Consider the following 22076-nt stretch of genomic DNA (forward strand, 5'->3'; position numbering starts at 1 on the left):
TTTTTACATTGTGTAAGTATAAGGAGCTTGAATGCCTAGCGGGATACCTACCATCCAATAAGCAACTAGGAAGATAGACCAACCGATCAGCATTGCGATCGAGAATGGCATCATTAGTGACGCAAGCGTACCGATACCAGCCGACTTCACATAACGCTGACAGTAAACCACAACAAGAGGGAAAAATACCATTAGAGGCGAAATGATGTTCGATACAGAGTCACCCACACGGTAAGCCGCCTGAGACAGCTCAGGCGAGATACCAACCGCCATTAGCATTGGCACTAGGATTGGACCAATTAAAGCCCATTTTGCCGATGCCGAACCAATAAGTAGGTTTACAGACGCGGTTAGAAGGATCATACCGATGATGGTCACTTCACCTGGTAGGTTCATCGCTTTTAAGCCTTCTGCGCCATACAACGCTAGCATCGTACCGATGTTTGACTGAGCAAATGCAGATAGGAACTGAGCACAGAAGAACGACATAACAATGTATGCGCCCATGGTTGACATAGTATCAGCCATCGCTTTGATAATGTCGTTGCTGGTCTTGAACGTTCCAGACACTTTACCGTAAACGTAACCAGGAATGATAAACAGAATAAAGATCAACGGCACGATAGACTTCATTATCGGTGCTGAGAAGGCAGTAATTTCACCTTCAGGCGAGCGAAGTGCTGATGTTTCTGGAATTAACGCTGCAACAAGTAAAGCAATACCCGCCATCATTGCCCAACCTGCATAACGGAATGCTTTTGATTCCAGTTCAGTAAATGAACCTAGGTTTGGCGCGGTTTCCGCATCATCATCAATTGGCATTTTTGATAAACGAGGCTCGATGATTTTCTCTGTCACGTACCAACCAATCCCCACAATAATGATAGAGGATAGGCCAGTGAAGAAGATGTTCGCTAATGGGTTAACCACATATTCAGGATCAAGAACCTGCGCCGCAGTTTGCGTAAAGCCAGCCAATAGCGGATCGATACCTGAAGGGATAAAGTTTGCAGAGAAGCCACCAGATACACCTGCAAATGCTGCCGCAATACCTGCTAAAGGGTGACGACCTGCCGCATGGAAGATAATACCGCCAAGAGGAATAACCAGAACATAGCCTGCATCTGCCGCAGTATGCGATACAATGGCAACCAAAATAAGCATTGGAGTAAGAAGCTTAGCTGGCGTGAAGTTCAGCATCTTCTTAAGACCCGTCGTAATAAAACCCGAAGAATCTGCAACACCCACACCTAGCATTGCGACAAGTACGATACCCAGTGGCGCAAAGCCAGTAAACGTCGTCACCATGTTAGCAAGGAAACTTGCTAGCGCTTCGCCCGTAAGTAAGTTGGTGATAGTAAGAGCTTCGCCCGTTCGAGGGTTTGGAAGATCGAATGATACATTCGACAAAAGTGCTGACGCCGCCCAAGTAATGATCAATGCCCAGAAGAACAAAATCGCAGGATCAGGAATTTTGTTACCTGTCCTCTCGATAAAGTTTAAAAAGCGCTCCATCCCGCTCGGCTTCGATGATGGTGCCTTATTTACAGCTTGGTTACTCATGGTAACTCCATAGTGAATGATGTTGGTGCCAAGGCCTATTTGAATAATTATAACGACCTACTATCCAACGAGTATTCTAGTAAACACTAATGGAGAAAGCACAAGGTTCTAGATTTTTTTTCATAATTGGAGACATATTTTGCAAAAACACCACTTCAATTAAACATAATAAAAACAGTAGAACATCAACTCAATTAACAGTTCAAAAACCATTTATTAACCGTGACAAATCCGGTATCAAACAGGAGTTACATCCGCATTTGTCTCAGCCCATGTATGCAATTGAACTTAGTTTTCGAATTCACTGTATTGTGAGATCATCGTTTTAAGCTGAACTGATCGCGTCTCGCCGATTCTATCCTTCCAGCTAGAGGTAATGGTGATAGTTTTCAGTGTTCCTGAAACCGTGGCAGCTGGAACTTCCCACTCGACGACATAAGATCCAGTAACAGAAGAGCCTGTTGCAATAGAAGCAAAATTTGCAGGTGTGATGGTAGACATCGCCGCAGAAGCACCACGCGTCCGGAACCATTCGAGCTGGTTTTCTGCTAGACGAAGTGCTTCAATACTTTTTATGGCATATTCGGATTCGCGTTCTAGATATACGTTTAGCTTCGTTAAACCTAGAGCCCCAACACCGATAAGTAGAAAAGAAATTAGAACTTCAAGAAGGTTAAAACCTTTTTGTTTAGAGATCATTCCAGGAGCCTTTTTTCCATCTAGGAATTGCATGCGCATTCCTTGAATTGTCTATCACATCTTTATTGTATCTAAAGTCCAAAGAATCGAAGAAAACCGCTGCCTGATCTTCACTATCAAAATATTGACCACCAGATACCGTAAAAGAACCATGCTGATAATAAGAAGCTATTGTCCTGTATGAGTCTTCTACAACACTTGGCACATGATTTAGGTGAGCATTGGCTTCGAACCCAACCCAATCCGCTGTTGTCGGGGTATAATCATGATTGAAATGAAACAAGACCCCTTTAAACTTATTTGATGTAGCGCCGGAGCTCGGTGGTCCCATCACGGAGAAAAGACCATCATGAATGAGCACTGTTACGCCATTGGTCGATGATGTAGCATTCACTAAATCATTGTATTCCGATTGCTTGATTTCACAGCTCCCTTCCACCCATAAATGATGCTTCCCTGACTGAATTTCTGCTGTTAAAGCAGCACCACAATTAGGTATACCATCAGCCACTGAGCCCGTCATAACATGAAATACACCATTATCTCGGACATCGTTATGCTCTTCTGCCTTTACTCCAAAGAAGGATTCAAATGGCTTTAAATCTGTATCTTGAGTAAAATCATCACCAGCACCAACCCCGCCAACACTAGATGAGAGATGACGGTTTGCCGTCGTGTTTGCACAATCTTTATTTGTAGGGTTGTTAAAATCGGCATAGGGAGACTCTCCATGAATTACGCCTTTATTATCAACTGAAGAGGAGTAAAAGCGCTTTTTATACCTTAACGCAATACACTCCCACCCATCGCTGCTCAATTCCCCTGGGTCTGGAGTAGAGAACGTTGCACTAGAATGAAAATAAATGTCGGCACTAGACTGCATTGCACCATAACTCAAGTTACCTCCCAAAATAATCTCCTTACTAATGCTTGTAAATCCAACATTAGAAGTAACCAAATACCCATTGGAAGTACTCGTAAAATTCGGAATCGTCCAAAGCCCTGAGCCACAATCTGTTATTACGGCAGGTACAATATTATTAACTCTAAATTGCGCCCATGCACATTCAACACCTCCTTCCGCTAACCAATGTGCTTGTCGAGATTTTATTTCGTTTTGCGCAACTTTTATTTGAAAAAATACACCTTTGGATGATGCTAATGATGCAATTAAAGCAAGTAATAAAAGTATAGAAGTCACAAGCAAAGTGGTATAACCGGAATAGCCATATTTAGATGTCATTGCCAATTCCTTTGTTTGATAGAAAACTCCGCAACTTCACTAAAGACTCCATCAATCGTTTTCAAACCTAACTTAACGCTCGTGACCGAACTTACATTTCCTCCATTAGTCACTGTTTCTGAACTAACGGTGAATTGGGTAACTTGGAAAATATCATCATCAAATAGAGAACGACAAAAATCTATACCATCAAAAGATAATATTTGTGTTTGAGACACAACGCCTTTTTCACATATAAAAAACCGAGTATCTCTCTTCTCATACTTAATATTTCGATAGTCTTCATTGGCAGCTGAGTCCTCTTTAAAATACACAACCCCTACAGAAGAGGCGCCGCTCAGCATTATGGTTCCTGTAGCTCCGGATAATTTGAGTGAACTACCGTTCCCACCATCATAACCTGCCCTTTGAATATCTTCTTTCATAACAGATAAAGTGATGTTCAGACCTTGCAATAAATTTAGCTCTAAGCTTTTTTCCTTTGCTGTTTTTTGTAAACTCAAGAATATAGAGCCCACTACACTAAGGACAATTAATCCAATTAAAGAACTAATCATCAATTCGATTAAAGAGCTACCTATTTGATAACGTTTGTTAGCACTGACGGTAATCATATAACTTAGCTCCAGAGTTACTACAAATTTTAATCCTTCCGGGAGGGTTGGAGAGCTTTGCTTGTAGTTTTATGTTTTGAGCATTGGTTGGGAAAAACTCTATATTTCCTCCTTGGGGTCGTCCACGGACCTCGTCGAAGCTTATTTTTTGATTATCGTAGCTGTGCTTCAAAGATAATTCAGAGTAGGCGGAGCCGGAAAGGCTTAAAATTACGCCCCCAGAGCCGCTAGACGAGTTAGTTAACTGTAGAGACCATGCACCTTGACTGACAACGACGTTTTTAGCCATAGAGAAATGTATATATAACTTTTGATTTCTCATTACCGCCTCGGACTTACTTTGGCTTAGAAAGCCAGCTAATTCAGTTGCTAATCGCTGCATTTGCACAGTTTGTGAAACACGGCTAAAGCTTGGAGCTGCAAACGCCAATATAATACTCAGTACAGCAACAGTAATAAGAAGCTCCAACAACGTAAACCCGCGAGGCATTTCCCAAATTCCTATGTAAACGGCAAAAGGGCCGTAATTCATCTTGCACAGATGCTATCACCTGCCAAAAATAGGCGGAAAAGTGAAAAGGAAACTACTCGTGATGATTCGAATTTCTCGTTGTAACGGCTACAAAAAAGGATTGAGAGGGATGACATTGATCGAATTACTGGTAGCTGTAGTGATTGTCGGGATCATTGCTGCGATCGCCTACCCTTCTTACACTAATCATGTAATCAAGTCTCATAGGACGGTTGCCTTGAGCGATCTTAGTCGAATTCAGCTAGAGCTAGAGACATCTTATGATGGTGGGTACGACTGGAGTCATATTCTCTCTGGAGGCACATGCACTCTATGTGACTCAGACACAAATAGATTTTCTTTCGATATTGCGAGCTCTGCAAGTACGGCCTATACCATTACAGCAACAGCAAAATCGGCTCTGGGACAAGACGACGACGAGTGCTTGACTGGTTCTAAAACGATTACTTTAACGTCAACAAATGTCGAAGAACCAAGTGATTGCTGGAATTAGGAAGAACACCGAGATGCAAAAAGGCCTGCATTTTAGCAGGCCTTTGTATTTGTGCTTTTCACTAACGTCTTAGCTGGTTAAATCATCAAAGAACTTTTTCACACCGTTGAAAAAGCCTTCTGATTTAGGCTTGTGCTTTGTCGCCGCTTCACCACCACAAGACTCTTCAAACTCTTTGAGCAGTTCTTTTTGGCGTGAGCTTAGGTTTACTGGTGTTTCAACAACCAACTTAACAATAAGATCACCAACACCGCCACCGCGAACGCCTTTCACACCTTTACCACGCATACGGAACATACGACCTGTTTGCGTTTCTGAAGGCACTTTTAGGCTTACGCGACCATCTAGGGTTGGTACTTCAACTTCACCACCTAGAGCTGCCATCGCAAAGCTTACTGGCACTTCACAGTATAGGTTGTTGCCATCACGCTCGAAGATATGGTGCTCTTTCACGTGCACTTGTACATACAAGTCACCCGCTGGTGCTCCCATTTCTCCCGCTTCACCTTCGCCAGATAGACGAATACGGTCGCCAGTATCAACACCTGCTGGGATCTTAACGTTAAGTGTTTTTGTTTTCTGCTTACGACCTTGACCATGACACTCATTACAAGGGTCTTTAATGATTTTACCTTTGCCGTGACAGGTAGGACAGGTTTGTTGCACTGCGAAGAAGCCCTGGCGCATCTGTACTTGACCATGACCATGACAGGTACCACATGTTTCAGCAGATGAACCTTTCTTCGCGCCACTACCATCACAGGTATCACAGTGTACTAGTGTCGGTACTTCGATCTCTTTCGTTACACCACGAACCGCTTCTTCTAGCGTCAATTCCATGTTGTAACGTAGGTCAGCACCTCGCTGGGCACGGTGGCCACCACCGCCACGACGACCACCACCAAAGATGTCACCGAATACATCGCCAAAGATGTCGCCGAAATCAGCACCGCCGCCGCCAAAGCCGCCGCCACCGAAACCACCGCCGCCTTGTTCAAAAGCAGCATGACCGTATTGGTCGTACGCCGCTTTCTTTTGAGGGTCGGTCAGAACTTCGTACGCTTCTTTTACTTCTTTAAACTTGTCCGCCGCAGAATCATCACCCTGGTTTCGGTCTGGGTGGAATTTCATCGCTAGACGCTTATACGCCTTTTTGATATCGCGCTCTGAGGCATCACGGCTTACGCCTAATACTTCGTAAAAATCACGTTTTGACATGTTCTTCGTCACCAGTTAATTACTACAAACGGCATCGATTCACCGCTTGGTGTTTGTATCGTTCTAGGTAAGTGCACTTGTCTGCAACATACTTAACTAGAAAGACAGCGTTTACAAACAGACGGGCGTAAGAGTTGCCCCAAACGCCCGCACACGAAGTCTTATCGACCCCAGATGGCTATGCAACCATCTGGTTAAGAAATATTATTTCTTGTCGTCTTTAACTTCTTCGAACTCAGCATCTACAACGTCGTCTTCTTTAGACTGTGCACCTGCGTCAGCACCTTGTGCTTGCTGCGCTTGAGCTTGTTGTTGAGCGATTTCCATCAGCTTTTGAGAAGCAGTCATTAGTGCTTGAACTTTAGCATCGATAGCTTCTTTGTCTTCGCCTTTACGTGCTGTTTCTAGCTCAGAAATTGCTGCTTCAATCTTCTCTTTCTCTTCTGCAGGTAGCGCTTCACCAGCTTCTTCTACTTGCTTACGAGTACCGTGAATCATTTGGTCAGCTTGGTTACGTGCAGTCGCTAGCTCTTCGAACTTCTTGTCCGCTTCTTTGTTAGCTTCTGCTTCTTGAACCATTTTCTCGATGTCTTCATCGCTTAGACCGCCAGAAGCTTGGATAGTGATCTTCTGCTCTTTACCAGTCTGCTTGTCTTTCGCAGACACGTGTAGGATACCATCCGCATCAAGGTCAAAAGTAACCTCGATTTGTGGCATACCACGTGGTGCAGGCTGGATGCCTTCTAGGTTAAATTGGCCTAGAGACTTGTTGTACATCGCTTGCTTACGCTCACCTTGTAGAACGTGGATAGTTACCGCGCTCTGGTTGTCTTCCGCTGTAGAGAAAACTTGGTTCGCTTTAGTTGGGATAGTTGTGTTCTTCTCAACTAACTTAGTCATCACGCCACCCATTGTCTCGATACCTAGAGACAGTGGAGTTACGTCTAGTAGTAGTACGTCTTTAACGTCACCAGCAAGTACACCACCTTGAACTGCAGCACCCATTGCTACTGCTTCGTCAGGGTTTACGTCACGGCGCGCTTCTTTACCAAAGAACTCAGCAACTTTCGCTTGAACCATTGGCATACGAGTCTGACCACCAACTAGGATTACGTCAGTGATGTCGTTTACTGATAGGTCAGCGTCAGCTAGAGCTACTTTTAATGGCTCAAGAGAGCGTTGTACTAGGTCTTCAACTAGAGATTCTAGTTTTGCACGAGTCACTTTAATGTTCATGTGCTTAGGACCAGTTGCATCTGCAGTAACGTAAGGTAGGTTTACGTCTGTTTGAGAAGTAGAAGAAAGCTCGATTTTCGCTTTCTCTGCTGCTTCTTTAACACGCTGCATTGCTAGTGGGTCGTTTTTAAGGTTGATGCCTTGCTCTTTGTTGAACTCATCAACCAAGTAGTTGATTAGACGGTTATCAAAGTCTTCACCACCTAGGTGAGTATCACCGTTAGTTGCTAGAACTTCGAATGTTTTCTCGCCTTCAACTTCATCGATTTCGATGATTGAAATATCGAATGTACCACCACCAAGGTCGTATACCGCGATAGTGCGATCGCCGCCTTTCTTATCAAGACCGTAAGCTAGCGCAGCTGCTGTTGGTTCGTTGATGATACGTTTAACTTCTAGACCTGCGATACGGCCAGCATCTTTTGTCGCTTGACGCTGAGCATCGTTAAAGTAAGCAGGTACTGTGATAACTGCGCCAGTTACTTCCTCACCAAGGAAGTCTTCAGCAGTTTTCTTCATTTTCTTAAGAACTTCAGCAGAAACCTGAGGAGCTGCCATTTTTTGGCCTTTCGCTTCTACCCAAGCATCACCGTTGTCAGCCTTAACGATTTTGTAAGGCATGATTTCGATGTCACGCTGAACTTCTTCGTCTTCAAAACGACGACCGATTAGACGCTTAATTGCAAATAGCGTGTTTTCTGGGTTAGTTACTGCTTGACGTTTCGCTGGTTGACCTACTAGCGTCTCACCGTCAGTGTAAGCAATAACCGATGCAGTAGTACGTTCGCCCTCTGCGTTTTCAATTACACGTGGTTTGTCGCCGTCTAATACAGCAACACATGAGTTAGTAGTACCTAAGTCAATACCAATGATTTTACCCATCTGGCTATCTCCGAATAAATTCTATTTTCGTTTGGTTATAACCCCAATGTGGGGGGAGGAGAATCGGGTTTCAACCCTTGCTCACAAACAAAAATAATCAATGTTTGCTTCTCTATGCCACATAGATAAGGGCGGCAAAATGCTTTTCAAGGGCAGAATTAAAAAAAAGCGTCTTTTTTCGAAATTTATGTGTTTCTTTCTGATTAGTTGGGAACTCGTCACACTGCTGTAGCGCAACAAAACGTCATTTCCCAGATAAATTTATTTATGTCCGACTCTTCCTAAATAAAAAACGAGCTCATAAGAGCTCGCTTCAATATTAGGGTTAAAATAAATTATTCAAGGTATTAGGCGTTCGCTTGAGCAGGCTCAGCATCAACACCTTCTTCTTTACCGATCTCACCTTCTGTTTTTGCAACAATGGTGTTCACTGCCGTGTCGCCGACAACGTTAGATGATGTACAGAACATATCATTAATACGGTCGACCGCTGCAATGATTGCTAAACCTTCAGGTGGTAAACCTAGTTGGTGAAGCAAAACGCCTACCATTACCACGCCGCCCCCAGGAACACCGCCAGCACCAATAGATAACAGAAGAATAGTTAAGCCAAGTGTGAAGATGTCTGCGGTGTTAATTGGCTGGCCAAAAGCGTTCGCAACAAACATCGTTGCTAGAGCAATATAGATAGAAACACCAGACATATTCATCGTTGCGCCCAGTGGTACACCGAAGCCAGCAACCGATTTAGAGACCTGAAGCTTTTCTGTCAGTGTGCGCATCGTTACCGGGATAGTCGCGTTTGAGCTCGCGGTAGATAGAGAGAAAAGAATCTGCTCACGAGTTGCACGTAGGAAAGTCTTTGGAGAAGTTCCTGTCGCAATACTCACTGCCATTGGGTAGAAGAAGAAGATCCAGAACACCAACATCGCAACCACCAAAGCCACGTAACCGGCAACGGACATTAATGTATTGGCGTTTAGCGTTGCACCTAGTTGAATCATTAGTGCGAACACACCATATGGTGCAAGACTCATCACTAATCCAACCAATTTCATCATGATTTCATTTGCCATTTTGAATGTGCGAATAGCTGGGCCACCACGAGAATCCAAAGCTTGAATTGCAAGCCCCGTCAAAATTGCCATAAAGATGATTTGCAGCATGTCGCCGCTAGCAAACGCTTGTACAGGATTGCTAGGAACAATGTTAACAACTAAAGAGAAAATGTCCGGCGTCTCTGTCGTTGTCAGCTGTACAGCCTCAGATACCGTTCCTGCTAGATTAGCGCCCACTCCTGGCTGGAAGATCAAGCCGACAGTCAAAGCCGCCGTAATCGCAATGATGGTGTTAAGAATGTAAAGGGTAAAAGTTTTTCCACCAAGACGACCAAATGCACTGATGTCTTTCAAGTCAACAATGCCGCATACGATTGAAACGTAAACTAAAGGAACAACAAGCAATTTGATCAGTGAGACGAACATGCCGCCAACACCTTCTGCTGCTCCAAGTAGGTATGTATCAAAAATCGCAATACCGCTAAATAAGTACTGAATTGCTGTCCCCAGCACAAGGCCGGCAAACAAGCCTATAAAAATCTTACTAGAAAGCGATTTATCCATTATAAATCTCCGATATGTTGTGTTTACTATTTACATTTTTGTAGTTATATATGCTTACTTTTAAAGCATTAGTCGCAAATCATACACACCGAAGTTACAAAATAAAGTGATAATTTACATTTTTGTTAACGACATTGTTTTAGAAAAAATGACTATATTTACATTCCTATGCAGAACAAATATTCACACAACGAATGATTACAATCACTTATAGCCCTGTCCGTTAATAAACACGCAGCGAGATGAGAGAAAATCTCCTATAGGAAAATAATTAACCAATAGGAAAAAATATGAAGGGGATCAAATTTTCATTTATCGATATACAACGAAGTTCGATGTAGTCATTTATGTTTAAAACAAAAAAGCGCCCATCAAAAATGATGGGCGCTTTTATATTTAAAAAACAGGTAGTTAAAGTTACTTAGCAACCATTACCATTGCCGGACGAATCACACGGCCGTTTAGTTCGTAACCTTTTTGCATAACAAACATAACAGTGTTTGATTCATGATCAGGGCTCTCCTGAATCGACATCGCTTGATGAAACTCTGGATTGAATGCTTCACCTTCAGGGTTGATTGCTTTCAAGCCAAATTTCGCGACAACGTCTACAAACGTTTTATGTGTTAGTTCAACGCCTTCTAGGAACGGCTTCACAGTTTCATTCTCTGTATCTGCCGCTTGAATTGCACGCTCTAGGTTATCAATAACAGGAAGCAGCTCTTCTGCAAACTTGTTCAACGCAAACTTACGTGCTTTATCGATCTCTTGCTCAGTGCGACGACGCATGTTTTCTACTTCAGCTTTAGAACGCAACACCGCATCTTGTTGCTCTTTTACTTTTGCCTCGCTAGACAATAGTGCCGCTTCTAGTTGAGCAATCTTAGCGTCTGTCTCATCACCAAGCTCTTCAAGCTCAGCTTCAACTTCTTGTGCTTCAGCTTCTACTTTTTCAGCCTCTTCGATGATTTGATCAAGCTCTTCTTCTGTAACTTTGTTTTCTTCGTTGCTCATGATATCTCCAGAATTCAACATAATGCCCTTAAAGCCATGCGCGTTTTTGCGGGCTTTAACCACATAAAAATTCGCATATTTAGGTGACTTGCCATTATTATGGGGATGAAGATTCCTGATTCAAGCCTCTTTAATGCGGAAATGCTATGAAAAATCCATGTAACGTGATCGCGATTATCGGAAAACCAAGAGATCAACAAGCAATTCAAACTCATAAAGAGTTGTACCAATGGTTGACCTCTGAGGGCTATAAAGTATTCATTGACGATCGCCTTGCCGCAATACTGGATGATATCCCACAGAGTCAGTTTGCTAGCTTAGTTGAACTAGGAAAAAATGCCGATCTAGCCATTGTGGTTGGTGGCGATGGCAACATGCTAGGTGCAGCAAGAATTTTATCCCGATTTGATGTACCAGTTATAGGCGTGAACCGCGGAAATTTGGGCTTCTTAACTGACTTGAACCCAGACGACTTCCAAGCGTCTCTGCAAGCGGTACTCGACGGTGAGTATATTGAAGAGGAGCGTTTTCTTTTAGAGGCGGAAGTACACCGCCACGGACAAATAAAGAGCCATAACGCTGCGCTAAACGAAGCCGTACTTCACCCAGGGCAAATTGCTCATATGATTGAATTTGAAGTGTATATTGATGAAAGCTTCGCCTTCTCTTTACGGGCCGACGGTTTGATTGTCTCCACTCCGACTGGCTCGACGGCATATTCACTTTCTGGCGGCGGCCCAATTCTTTCTCCTAGCTTGAATGCCATTTCACTCGTGCCAATGTTCCCGCATACATTGTCGAGTCGACCTTTGGTGGTTGATGGAAAACGTCGAATTAAATTGGTGGTATCACCAGAAAACCGTGGAACACAAGAAGTTAGCTGTGATGGACAAGTCTCACTTCCAGTTACCCCTGGCGACGAAATTCACATCTATCAAAGTCCAAATGTACTAAAGCTCATCCATCCAAAAGACTACAGCTACTATCACGTCTTACGGAATAAGCTTGGCTGGTCTAGTAAATTGTTCTAACACTTGTTACTCAGGGCAATAACTTCAATAAAAAAGCCAGCAGCTTAATTGCTACTGGCTTTTGGCTTTCTTAGACAAGAAATAGACACAAAGTAGTGAGGCGACACGATATTTGTCATCATTAAAGAGAAGCTTATAAATTTTGATCCTGTGGGCAAACTTTACACAAAAGATAGAAAAGCAAATTCAATGATCTATGTCCGGTGATATTCTCACCATGAATAGAGTATTAACTCTATTTCATACAATCAATAAAGGACATATTATGAAGAAAACCATCATTCTGTCTGTTCTCAGTACATTAGCACTTATTGGCTGCCAATCAGAGGAAACGCAAGTCAACAGTGTATCCAACGCAAAAGCGGAAGATATCACTAAGACGAAGCGTGCCCTAGCTCAACAATTGAGTGAGAACTATGCTGCCATTGAACCCATGTTGAGAAGAGATATTACTCCACAACAGACTAACGTGTCTGTATCAGCATTTGTTAAGCAAAACCCTAACTCAGAGTTCAGCCGCCAGCTTGTACAAGCTGACACTCAAATTCGTAGCTGGAAAGGTATTTCTGAATACTCTGATCAGTTGTTAGAAGTTCGCTTGGCAAATGAAGCCATGATAACAGCATGGCAAAGTGGCGAGGTCGAGCCATTATTTGCATTTGAACCAAGTGGTGATGATGAGAATTGGCAATACATCGAAGCATTTGATGTTTATGGCAACATCCATCAACTCGATGTTTACCAGCTCCCTGAGGTACCTGTGCTTGTCGTTGATAACAATAGCTCTGCAGAGCTAAAAGCAGGCTTGCAAGCTATGCAAGCTGAGATGAAAAAACTCGGTCAACCAGCTTTAGTTCAACCATATATTGCTGATGAACAACGCCAAAATACACCGCTATTGTCAAATAGCGAAGCGGCTCCAATTCAAACCACGCAGTTGAAAAAGATCCGTCTAGCCGATGACAAAGAACCTTGGATCTCTGGCAAGGCAGAAATCTACGCTATCGTAACGGGCGTCAATCCAAGTCGTGATGAACCTACTCTCGATTTGGTGGAGCTTCCATACTTAGACTACGATAACCAAGATTACTATCCGAATCAGATCATTATTCACTGGTCTCGTTACCGCTGGGGTGCGGCAGACATTGTGCTCATGGAGCAAGATGACGGCACAGACTATAAACAATTGGCAAAACTCCTTGTTCAAGTTGCCGAAGAAGTATTGAAAGCGATTCCAGATCCAGAAGTTCAGGCTTACGCGATTATTCCGCAAATCACGAACAAGATCATCGACACTATCCCCGATGGTGTACTCACGAATGATGATGACTTCGTCGACGTTTACTACACTCTAATGCAAGATACTTCATACGTAGATCACCCAGGTGCAGGTGTGAATGCAGTCGTCACACTAGAACCACTAACGATTAACCCAACTCGTCCGTAACCTGTTCAATTTTAATGAGTCGTTGTAATCACATCGGCTCATTTTTCCCACTTCATCACAAAAAAACAGCCTACAAAGAAAATTTTCCTTACCTGACTTTACTGTATAAAGAAACAGTATATACTGTTCTCTTATACAGTATTGTTCAGTTATACAGGTAAATAAAATGCTGGCTCATCTAAGTGTTAATAATTTTGCGATTGTTAAGTCTTTACAACTCGAGCTTTCTAAGGGCATGACCACCATTACAGGTGAAACAGGCGCGGGTAAATCCATTGCTATCGATGCTTTAGGGCTCTGCTTAGGCGGACGAGCCGATGCCGGCATGGTGCGACAAGGTGAAGAGAAAACCGAAGTTAGCGCCGCTTTTTTATTGGACAACAACTTACATGCAACACGTTGGTTAGAAGATAACGATCTGCTAGATGGCAGTGAGTGTATTTTGCGTCGTATTATCACAAAAGAAGGCCGCTCAAGAGCCTTCATTAATGGCAGCCCTGTTCCACTATCACAACTCAAATCTCTAGGGCAGCTACTTATCAATATCCATGGGCAGCACGCTCATCATCAATTGATGAAAAGTGAGCACCAAATGGCCATGCTCGACCAATATGCTGGGCATTTAAACCTACTAAAAAGCACACGAAGTGCTTACCAGCATTGGCGTCAGGCGGATAATAACCTCAAGCAGCTAAAAGAAAATAGCCAGCAAAACCAGGCGCAAAAACAGTTGCTTGAATACCAAATCAAAGAACTGAATGAGTTATCGCTAGGTGAAGAAGAATTTGCAGAGCTCGAGCAAGAGCATAAACGACTATCCAACAGTGGTGAACTCGCCACTACCTGTCAGCAAGCCATCGAACTTATTTACGAAGGTGAAGAAGTCAATGCGCTTGGTATTTTGCAATCGGCCAATCACTCCCTAATTCAATTAGCCGAATTAGATGAAAAGCTATCTGAGCTACCTAACATGCTGTCAGAAGCGATGATTCAACTTGAAGAAACGAAGAATGAATTACGCAGCTACTTAGATGGCATCGATGTTGATCCAGCTCGTATGGCTTATGTAGAAGAACGTTTTTCTAAAGTGATGTCTGTAGCTCGTAAACACCACGTAATGCCAGAAGAACTCTACCAGCATCATCAAGATCTTCTGGCCCAAGTAGAAGCGTTAGATTGCTCCGATGAACGTTTAGATGAACTTGCTCAAGAAGTAGAACACAAGTACCAAAGCTTTCTAACACAAGCAGAAAAACTGCACAAATCACGCAGCCGTTACGCAAAAGAACTGAACAAACTGATCACACAAAGCATGCACGAATTGAGCATGGAGAAAGCAGTATTCAGTATCGAAGTTAGCAATGACAACACGCACCCATCGCCGCTTGGCATGGACAGCGTGTGCTTCTTAGTATCGACCAACCCGGGACAACCATTGCAACCTATAGCAAAAGTTGCGTCAGGCGGTGAGCTATCACGTATCTCTCTAGCTATCCAAGTGATCACCGCTCAGAAAGTAGATACACCAAGTTTAATCTTCGATGAAGTGGACGTAGGTATTAGTGGCCCAACAGCTGCCGTAGTGGGCAAAATGCTACGCAAGCTTGGCGAATCTACTCAGGTATTGTGTGTCACTCACCTCCCTCAAGTTGCCGGATGCGGCCATCAACAAATGTTTGTTGCTAAGCAAACCAAAGCAGGCCAAACCGAAACCCAAATGCACGCATTAGATGAACAACAACGTGTGGCAGAATTAGCTCGCTTACTTGGGGGTAGTCAAATAACCGACTCAACGTTGGCAAACGCAAAAGAACTGCTTATCGCCGCTTAATAAATCGACAAGGGATGAGAAATGGATATCAGAGCAATACACAAAACCAACTGCTTAGATCTCATCCCTATTTTTATTGAGTTAGAACATTACTACTTCAAAGAAAAAGCTTCATCAAAACACGATCTGGTCCATTATCTAAAGAGCCAAGTCTTCTCTGAACATTCTGGTGTTAATATCATTGCGGTTTACGATAATGATGACGTCGTAGGCTTTGCATCTTATACCGTCATGTTCCCTGCCCCAAAACTCTCAGGGCAGATGTACTTAAAAGATCTGTTCGTATCTTCGAAGGTTCGAGGAAAAGGGGTTGGTCTCAAGTTAATGAAGTATCTGGCATCTTTGGCGATCAAGTTTGGATGCCAAAGGTTGGACTGGACAGCTGAAAGTAGTAACCCTACCGCAGGTCAGTTTTACCGCTCAATTGGTGCAACACTAATTCATGAAAAAGAGTATTATCGTTTTTCAGGTGATGCATTACGCGAATTCGCCAAAACCGACTAACGAGTCACTAGGCTTTGCTCACCGCTGAAAGCGTCCATCACCCTACTTCCGATTGAAATTTGCTCTTCGTCACCTAACTAATACGTCATGTGGTGACATTTACCGCCTAATATCGGTGAATAAATGCAACTCAACTCAAAATTCGTTGTCAGATTGTCTACCATACGACGCATAGCTTTTTACATCTGCGTCGAGCTTGTTTATTATCAGCGCAGTATTTTAAAGGTTACTAAGAAATTATTATGCAATTAAAGAAGTGGTTAGTTGCCGTACCATTAGCAATGACATTGCTGACAGGATGTTCGGTATTGGAAAGACTGGTTTATCGTATTGATATCAACCAAGGCAACTATGTAGAACAAAGTGCGGTTGATAAATTAAAGTTTGGGATGACTAAAGCACAGGTTCGCTTCGTATTAGGGTCGCCAATGCTTATTGAAAACGGCTATCCAAACACTTGGTATTACATCTATCATCATACTCCTGGCCATGGCGAACCAGTACAGAAAGATCTGATTGTAAACTTTAATGACCAAGGCACACTCGCAGACATCAGTGGTGACTTTCCAAAAAGTGACGCATTTTACGAGCAAATTCAGTAAACTGACTTTTGCAAAAAAACCTCCCGTTTGGGAGGTTTTTTATTATATAGAAATCACGTTAGTCAAACTTTGAGTAACTCACATGAGCTATTGGGTTTATATTAATCCTGCTTATTTTTACGTACAGAACTAGGCTTGCCACCGGTGACTGGGTCTGCACTCCCCTCGGCTTTAGCCTGCTCCGCCCGTTTACGGCGAATCTCTTTCGGATCGGCGAGTAACGGACGATAAATCTCTATTCGATCTCGATCTCGAACGGTCGCATCTAACTTCACGTTACGACTAAACACACCCACTTTGTTCTTGGACAAATCAATTTCAGGGTACAACTCCAATACACCGGATTGTCGAATGATCTCTTCTACCGTTGCGTGATTATTTACCACTAAGTTAAATACACGCTGTTCATGAGGAAGAGCATAGACAACCTCAACGTGAATCATATCTGACTCAATACTCATAACACTCGTAGACCTGTTTTGCGCGTTTAGTAAATGCATTTACCATATTACTAGTAAGCTCGTTAAAAATCTTACCGAAGGCCATCTCAATCATTTTACTTGAGAATTCAAACTCAAGCTTTAGTTCAACCTTGCAAGCTTGCTCATCTAGCGCGGTAAAAATCCAACCACCACGCAACGTCTTAAACGGGCCATCCACCAAGTTCATCATAATTGCCTGACCGGGGATCAACTCATTTGAAGTCGTAAACGTTTTGCTGATTCCAGCCTTCGCCACATCGACAGAAGCCACCATACCATTCCCCGAAGACTCAATGATTCTAGAGCCCGAGCAACCAGGCAGAAATTCAGGGTATTTAGCAACATCATTAACCAGATTGAACATCTGTTCGGCGCTAAAAGACACAAGCGCAGAACGGCTGACTTGCTTCATACATACTCCTATCGATACATGTACAGATTTAAAGCTACTCGCCAATTTTACTTTTATTCCATGATTGCGCAAATAAAAGGATTTCCTATCCGATATCCAACCCGTATAATGACGCTATTATGGCAAAGAAAAAAACGAAACAAAAAGCGGGTAGCAATACTATCGCGCTGAATAAAAAAGCTCGCCACGAGTATTTCATCGATGATGAAATCGAAGCTGGCTTGGAGCTCCAAGGTTGGGAAGTGAAAGCCCTTCGCCAAGGTAAAGCCAATATTTCTGAAAGTTACGTATTTATGCGTGACGGTGAAGCCTTTGTGAGTGGCATGACAATCACTCCTTTAAATCAGGCATCGACACACGTTGTGGCGAACCCTACACGTGTGCGTAAACTACTAATGAGTCGTCGTGAGCTGGATAACCTATTCGGACGTGTAAACCGTGAAGGTATGACATTAACGGCCCTCTCACTGTACTGGTCTCGCTCTTGGGTGAAACTAAAAATTGGCGTAGCAAAAGGTAAAAAGCTGCACGATAAACGTACGGATCTAAAAGAAAAAGACTGGGCAAGAGAAAAAGCACGCGTAATGAAGAGCGCGCTGCGTTAATCTTGACCACTTAAACGCATAGTACTGGACAGCCAATGCTTTTCTGTTACTATGCGAATATTACCTGGGGCTGATTTAGGATTCGACGGGAATTCAGAAGTCTGAGGTGCATGCCGAGGTGCGGTAGGCCTCGTTAACAAACCGCAAAAAAATAGTCGCAAACGACGAAAACTACGCACTAGCAGCTTAATAACCTGCTAAGAGCTCTCTCGCCCTAGCTTCCGCACGTAAGACGGGGAATAACGAGGGATCAAACCCAAACGCGCTAGCCCGGATTCTCCCGCCTGAGAGATGAACGGCGAATTTTAATTCAGGCTAGTCATTCATTAGCGTGTCGGTTCGCAGGTGGGTGGCGAAATTAAAGATCGACTAAGCATGTAGTACCAATGATGAACGGTTTTCGGACGCGGGTTCAACTCCCGCCAGCTCCACCAAACGTTTGGAAAAGGCCACCTTCGGGTGGCCTTTTTTGTATCAACTAAAATAGTCTCTTTTTTCAAACATTCATGCTTTCTGAAATCTTACTACATGGATTACCGCATACCTTTGGCCCATGTAGGTTTACAAACTCGTTGAGTATTAATCAGTAAACAAGAAGTTCATAAGTACTAATCAAAAAGGCAGAGAGCATGGTACTAAAAGCCCTGTAACTTAAAAGTCTTCTGCTTACCTATCCTTTCTAAGAGATAACTAGATCTAAGTCTAAAGTCTATACTCATCTCCCTCGATGAATTGATTGATGTATTCATTGTTAGTCCCTACTCGCTTGTTTCATTACAACTCTATAGATGTAATGACTACAAACAGTAGTTACAAAAAATAATGTAACTCTAATCACAAAGTAACCTTAGATATTGAACAGAAACACAACATATATAGATTTTTAAATTTCAAAATGAAAATATTGTTGTGAAAAATTAAGTTGCTGGAATTATTACAGTCATATTAGTGAGCATTGTAATGAATTTTGAAGAAAGTAAATTGAATGACGAACACGTTAATCAATACACACCGCAAATCAATGGTGTGTTAACAAAGAAAGGAAAACCCCTTAGTAGTCTGAAGGTTAGCCTTAGTATTGGTTTAAGCACGTCAGGGAAATCAATAGACTTATCAACATTCACAGACAGTACTGGTCGCTTTGAGTTTTCTCCAGTCTATGAAAATAAAAACATCATAAGCACTCCTCTTATTGAACACTATGTAACTATTGTTTTAGTCGCAGAACTCAGCAATGATGAAAGTACTATTATTTGGGAAGGAAGCTTTGATGGTTATAAAATAGAGGATTACGTAAAAAATAACATGGCTAACCTTGCTTGTGACACTGAGAACCCTCTTAAGTACTTTGCTTTTTCAATTGATGATGAAGAAAACGATGACTACTACGTGAACAGCCAATGTAACTTATTTGGTTATATAGACTCTGACTTGTATGGAAATTAAATAATGCACTCATGATGCAACTCCAGTTCCTATGTCTCCTCTTTGGCCATTCATTCACGGGGGCATTGAGTATCGGTTAGAAGGAGGTTCTGGTATCGACTTCCACGCTCATGGACTAGAAAAAAATCTGTTCCGGGTTATGTCAATAACGCTACAAGTAATGAGTGATCGGCACTACAATCTAAGCCTTAAACTTATCTAGAACGCAACGTATTTCTTGACTTCAACAATAGATATAACGCTCGGATGACTGATGGTTGGGTAAGTAAAATAGTCTCTTCAACTTTGACTTTACTAAGAATTTCAGGTCTGGGTCATATAATACAACAGATGCGACCGTAGGCCTTGCTACTTGGGTTCAATTAGCTAATTTCAGAGCTAAAAAATGAACGTAACGAACACGTACGCGGTATTATAGGCCACATAAATGTAATGTCAGGCAATGCGGAAATTAACCTATCTAATATTACTTGTAGAGCAATAAAGCTTTGTTTTTCAAGGTTAGTAAAAAGGCTAGACAGTCATGCTAGTAACGTATTAAATACCCTGGAGTAACAATAAAATAAATTAGCCATCGTTTTATATATACGCTTCATCGGTCTTAAATTATTTGAATGATAAATAATAAAAGTGCGAAGCTATTTTGCTTCGCACTTTTATTGAGTCCAGCACGGCTAACTATATTAGAAGCGATACTCTACACCTAGTGATGCTTGGTTAAAGTCTGTTTCCGTGTTTGCACCGTTCGCGACATTCTCCGCATTGAGTTCTACGTCGTACCACATATATTCTGCGTTAACTAAGAAGTTATCAGTAACTTTAAAACCCACACCGGCACCAGCGAATACACCTTCATCATCTTTGTTGCCTTGGAAGCCCGCAACGTTGTAATCCGTCGAGTACCACATTTGACCGCCTTTTGCGTAAAGGTCGACACGATCAGCAATGGGAGCGGTAACTTTTAGAGCCGCGGTATAGCCGTCCGTTTCGGCATTTGCTAGGTTATTACCATAGCTACCGAAATCAATGTAACCACCCTCCAACGCTAAGTAAGGATTAAAACGGTAACCAACTAAACCTTGAATAACATCGCTGTCATCATCAAAGTCATCTTGTCCATCAACTTTTAAGTAACCGTAGTTGGCGCCAACATACACACCATGATCGTTGGAGTCCGCAGCATGTGATAAAGTACTAAACGTTGCTAAAGAAAAAAGGCTAATCAAAGTAACAACATTGCTTTTCATTTCGTTCTCCTAATATAAGTTCCATTGAAGGTTCGAATAGTAAAGAGCAAATGCAATGCCAACTTTAAATTAATGAAAAATATATTTAATTTTATAGAATACTGACAATCCTCTAAAGATCGCCGAACAAAAATAGAAAAAAAGAGCTGTCTGTTTACTTTATATAAACAATATTAAATTGAGGTTAATCGCTGATGTGAAAAAGATTCTTGTTAATTTGTAGATTTTTCAAAGAAATTAAATAAACATCTAAAATACTCTTATAGATTAATCAGTCAAAAAATGCTTAGCTAGTTTTTATAAGAAAGGAAGCTAATCACACATACGTTGCATCTTACTTTGCTTCAAGCCATGAATATTCTACTCTTTGCCTAAGCAGAGTTTAATGGAACTGAAGTATGTTAAAAGGCAGTGAATACCCTTCTATTCGAGCATTAAGGACGTTTGTCGCGGTCTCTAATTACCTCAGTTTCTCTAAAGCAGCGGATGCACTATGTATTACGCAAAGCGCAGTAAGCAAACAAATCGCATCGCTGGAGCAATTGGTGGGTTTACCTTTAATACAAAGAGGGGCGAGTGGTATTGAGTTAACCGAAGAAGGCAAGCGTTATCTGCCGCAAGTCACAGAAGCTTTGGAGCTTATTCAGCATGCAACTGCCAACTTAATCCAGTCAGATTCAAAGCAAGAATTACTCACCGTGGACGTAACCCCTTCTTTTGCCAGTCTTTGGTTGATACCTAATATTGATGACTTCCACCAGCAACATCCTAACATCCGAGTAAGAGTCTGTACTGGGGATGGGAACGTCAAAGATTCGAGCAACGAAAGTGACTTACATATTCGCTGCCTTCCATTATCCACGCATTATGAATACAGCCACTTACTATGCGAAGAAATACTACTATTGGTCGGTACTAACGCTCCTGCACTCAAGAATGTGCACGCTGTTAGCGACTATCCGCTGATACCTCAAATCACTCGTCCTCAGTTGTGGGAGCAATTTAAGGCGGCACATGCAGTAGAATCAACCGTTACCTATCACTCTGTAGGCTTTGAACATTTTTACCTAGCTTACGAAGCCGTCAAAATGGGAAAAGGACTCGCCTTACTTCCTGATTTTATGGCGCAGAATTCTATTTTAAGAGGGGATATCCAACATATTCTCAACCTAACTTTACAGAGTGGTTATGGTTATTACGTGATGATCCCGAATTATCGCCTATCGGCTAAGAAAGTGGCGGCGTTTTACGAATGGTTGAAGAGCAAACTAAGCTAATATTGTTTTCTTGAAATGCTTTTGGTAAACCAAAACAACTCAAAGACTTCAGTATCTGTCTGCTCCAAATTGTGGC

The 22076-nt window shown here is 42.4% G+C and carries 21 protein-coding genes and 1 other RNA gene; 10 read left to right on the forward strand and 12 right to left on the reverse strand.

Annotated elements, in window-relative coordinates:
• Positions 1–3 precede the first annotated feature (3 nt).
• The 5 genes from R7040_RS12100 to R7040_RS12120 form a co-directional block, all read right to left on the reverse strand.
• Positions 4–1563 (reverse strand): AbgT family transporter, encoded by a 1560-nt coding sequence (locus R7040_RS12100; RefSeq protein ID WP_017635695.1) that lies wholly within the window; start codon positions 1561–1563, stop codon positions 4–6.
• A 288-nt stretch (positions 1564–1851) separates the two neighbouring features.
• On the reverse strand, positions 1852–2262 hold the full coding sequence (locus R7040_RS12105) for a prepilin-type N-terminal cleavage/methylation domain-containing protein (RefSeq protein WP_005381606.1): 411 nt from the start codon (positions 2260–2262) through the stop codon (positions 1852–1854).
• Positions 2252–3505, reverse strand: coding sequence for a hypothetical protein (locus R7040_RS12110; RefSeq protein WP_053350259.1), 1254 nt, complete (start codon positions 3503–3505; stop codon positions 2252–2254). The genes R7040_RS12105 and R7040_RS12110 overlap by 11 nt, the downstream gene beginning before the upstream one ends.
• Positions 3502–4119, reverse strand: coding sequence for a PilW family protein (locus R7040_RS12115; RefSeq protein ID WP_053350258.1), 618 nt, complete (start codon positions 4117–4119; stop codon positions 3502–3504). The genes R7040_RS12110 and R7040_RS12115 overlap by 4 nt, the downstream gene beginning before the upstream one ends.
• Positions 4100–4609, reverse strand: a complete 510-nt coding sequence (locus tag R7040_RS12120; RefSeq protein WP_005381616.1) for a GspH/FimT family pseudopilin — start codon at positions 4607–4609, stop codon at positions 4100–4102. The genes R7040_RS12115 and R7040_RS12120 overlap by 20 nt, the downstream gene beginning before the upstream one ends.
• A 103-nt stretch (positions 4610–4712) precedes the next feature.
• Between R7040_RS12120 and R7040_RS12125 the strand changes: the two genes are divergently transcribed.
• Positions 4713–5144, forward strand: a complete 432-nt coding sequence (locus R7040_RS12125; protein WP_104978840.1) for a type IV pilin protein — start codon at positions 4713–4715, stop codon at positions 5142–5144.
• Positions 5145–5213: 69 nt separating this feature from the next.
• Here R7040_RS12125 and dnaJ read toward each other — a convergent pair whose 3' ends face one another.
• The 4 genes from dnaJ to grpE all read right to left on the reverse strand — a co-directional run bounded on the left by dnaJ (position 5214) and on the right by grpE (position 11116).
• Positions 5214–6362, reverse strand: coding sequence for a molecular chaperone DnaJ (dnaJ, locus tag R7040_RS12130; RefSeq protein ID WP_005381620.1), 1149 nt, complete (start codon positions 6360–6362; stop codon positions 5214–5216).
• A gap of 204 nt (positions 6363–6566) precedes the next feature.
• Positions 6567–8480, reverse strand: a complete 1914-nt coding sequence (dnaK, locus tag R7040_RS12135; RefSeq protein ID WP_005381623.1) for a molecular chaperone DnaK — start codon at positions 8478–8480, stop codon at positions 6567–6569.
• A gap of 347 nt (positions 8481–8827) precedes the next feature.
• Positions 8828–10102: a dicarboxylate/amino acid:cation symporter gene (locus R7040_RS12140; protein WP_053350256.1), complete on the reverse strand. Its 1275-nt coding sequence runs from the start codon at positions 10100–10102 to the stop codon at positions 8828–8830.
• Positions 10103–10519: 417 nt separating this feature from the next.
• Positions 10520–11116: a nucleotide exchange factor GrpE gene (gene grpE, locus R7040_RS12145; RefSeq protein ID WP_021034134.1), complete on the reverse strand. Its 597-nt coding sequence runs from the start codon at positions 11114–11116 to the stop codon at positions 10520–10522.
• A gap of 146 nt (positions 11117–11262) precedes the next feature.
• Here grpE and nadK point away from each other — a divergent pair, with 146 nt between their 5' ends.
• From nadK to bamE, 5 genes are all read left to right on the forward strand, one after another.
• Entirely contained in the window at positions 11263–12147 is an 885-nt protein-coding gene (nadK, locus tag R7040_RS12150) for an NAD(+) kinase (protein WP_005381631.1), read from the forward strand.
• Between the two features lie 265 nt (positions 12148–12412).
• A complete protein-coding gene (locus tag R7040_RS12155) occupies positions 12413–13594 on the forward strand; it encodes a DUF3103 domain-containing protein (protein ID WP_017820586.1) in 1182 nt (393 codons plus the stop codon).
• A 166-nt stretch (positions 13595–13760) separates the two neighbouring features.
• Positions 13761–15425, forward strand: a complete 1665-nt coding sequence (gene recN, locus R7040_RS12160; RefSeq protein ID WP_005383750.1) for a DNA repair protein RecN — start codon at positions 13761–13763, stop codon at positions 15423–15425.
• A 21-nt stretch (positions 15426–15446) separates the two neighbouring features.
• Entirely contained in the window at positions 15447–15929 is a 483-nt protein-coding gene (locus tag R7040_RS12165) for a GNAT family N-acetyltransferase (protein WP_258470397.1), read from the forward strand.
• 242 nt (positions 15930–16171) lie between these two features.
• The gene (gene bamE, locus R7040_RS12170) at positions 16172–16531 is read left to right on the forward strand and encodes an outer membrane protein assembly factor BamE (RefSeq protein ID WP_017820585.1); all 360 of its coding nucleotides are present in this window, start codon (positions 16172–16174) and stop codon (positions 16529–16531) included.
• Between the two features lie 101 nt (positions 16532–16632).
• Here bamE and R7040_RS12175 read toward each other — a convergent pair whose 3' ends face one another.
• Together R7040_RS12175 and R7040_RS12180 are read right to left on the reverse strand one after the other, a co-directional pair.
• Positions 16633–16992, reverse strand: coding sequence for an RnfH family protein (locus R7040_RS12175; RefSeq protein WP_005381640.1), 360 nt, complete (start codon positions 16990–16992; stop codon positions 16633–16635).
• Entirely contained in the window at positions 16982–17425 is a 444-nt protein-coding gene (locus R7040_RS12180; RefSeq protein ID WP_005381641.1) for an SRPBCC family protein, read from the reverse strand. Before R7040_RS12180 ends, R7040_RS12175 begins: the two co-directional genes overlap by 11 nt.
• Before the next feature lie 119 nt (positions 17426–17544).
• Here R7040_RS12180 and smpB point away from each other — a divergent pair, with 119 nt between their 5' ends.
• The 3 genes from smpB to R7040_RS12195 all read left to right on the forward strand — a co-directional run bounded on the left by smpB (position 17545) and on the right by R7040_RS12195 (position 19476).
• A complete protein-coding gene (smpB, locus tag R7040_RS12185; RefSeq protein WP_005381642.1) occupies positions 17545–18030 on the forward strand; it encodes an SsrA-binding protein SmpB in 486 nt (161 codons plus the stop codon).
• A gap of 66 nt (positions 18031–18096) precedes the next feature.
• Positions 18097–18464: a transfer-messenger RNA gene (ssrA, locus tag R7040_RS12190) on the forward strand.
• 526 nt (positions 18465–18990) lie between these two features.
• A complete protein-coding gene (locus R7040_RS12195; protein ID WP_064377308.1) occupies positions 18991–19476 on the forward strand; it encodes a DUF6795 domain-containing protein in 486 nt (161 codons plus the stop codon).
• A 683-nt stretch (positions 19477–20159) separates the two neighbouring features.
• On the opposite strand, the gene R7040_RS12200 is transcribed toward R7040_RS12195, so the two are convergent.
• A complete protein-coding gene (locus R7040_RS12200; RefSeq protein ID WP_005381668.1) occupies positions 20160–20723 on the reverse strand; it encodes a porin family protein in 564 nt (187 codons plus the stop codon).
• Positions 20724–21121: 398 nt separating this feature from the next.
• Here R7040_RS12200 and R7040_RS12205 point away from each other — a divergent pair, with 398 nt between their 5' ends.
• Positions 21122–22000 carry a LysR family transcriptional regulator gene (locus R7040_RS12205; protein ID WP_213967875.1) on the forward strand — a complete coding sequence of 293 codons (879 nt, stop codon included), beginning with the start codon at positions 21122–21124 and terminating at the stop codon, positions 21998–22000.
• Positions 22001–22076 lie beyond the last annotated feature (76 nt).

The sequence above is a fragment of the Vibrio sp. 1069 genome (assembly GCF_033340555.1).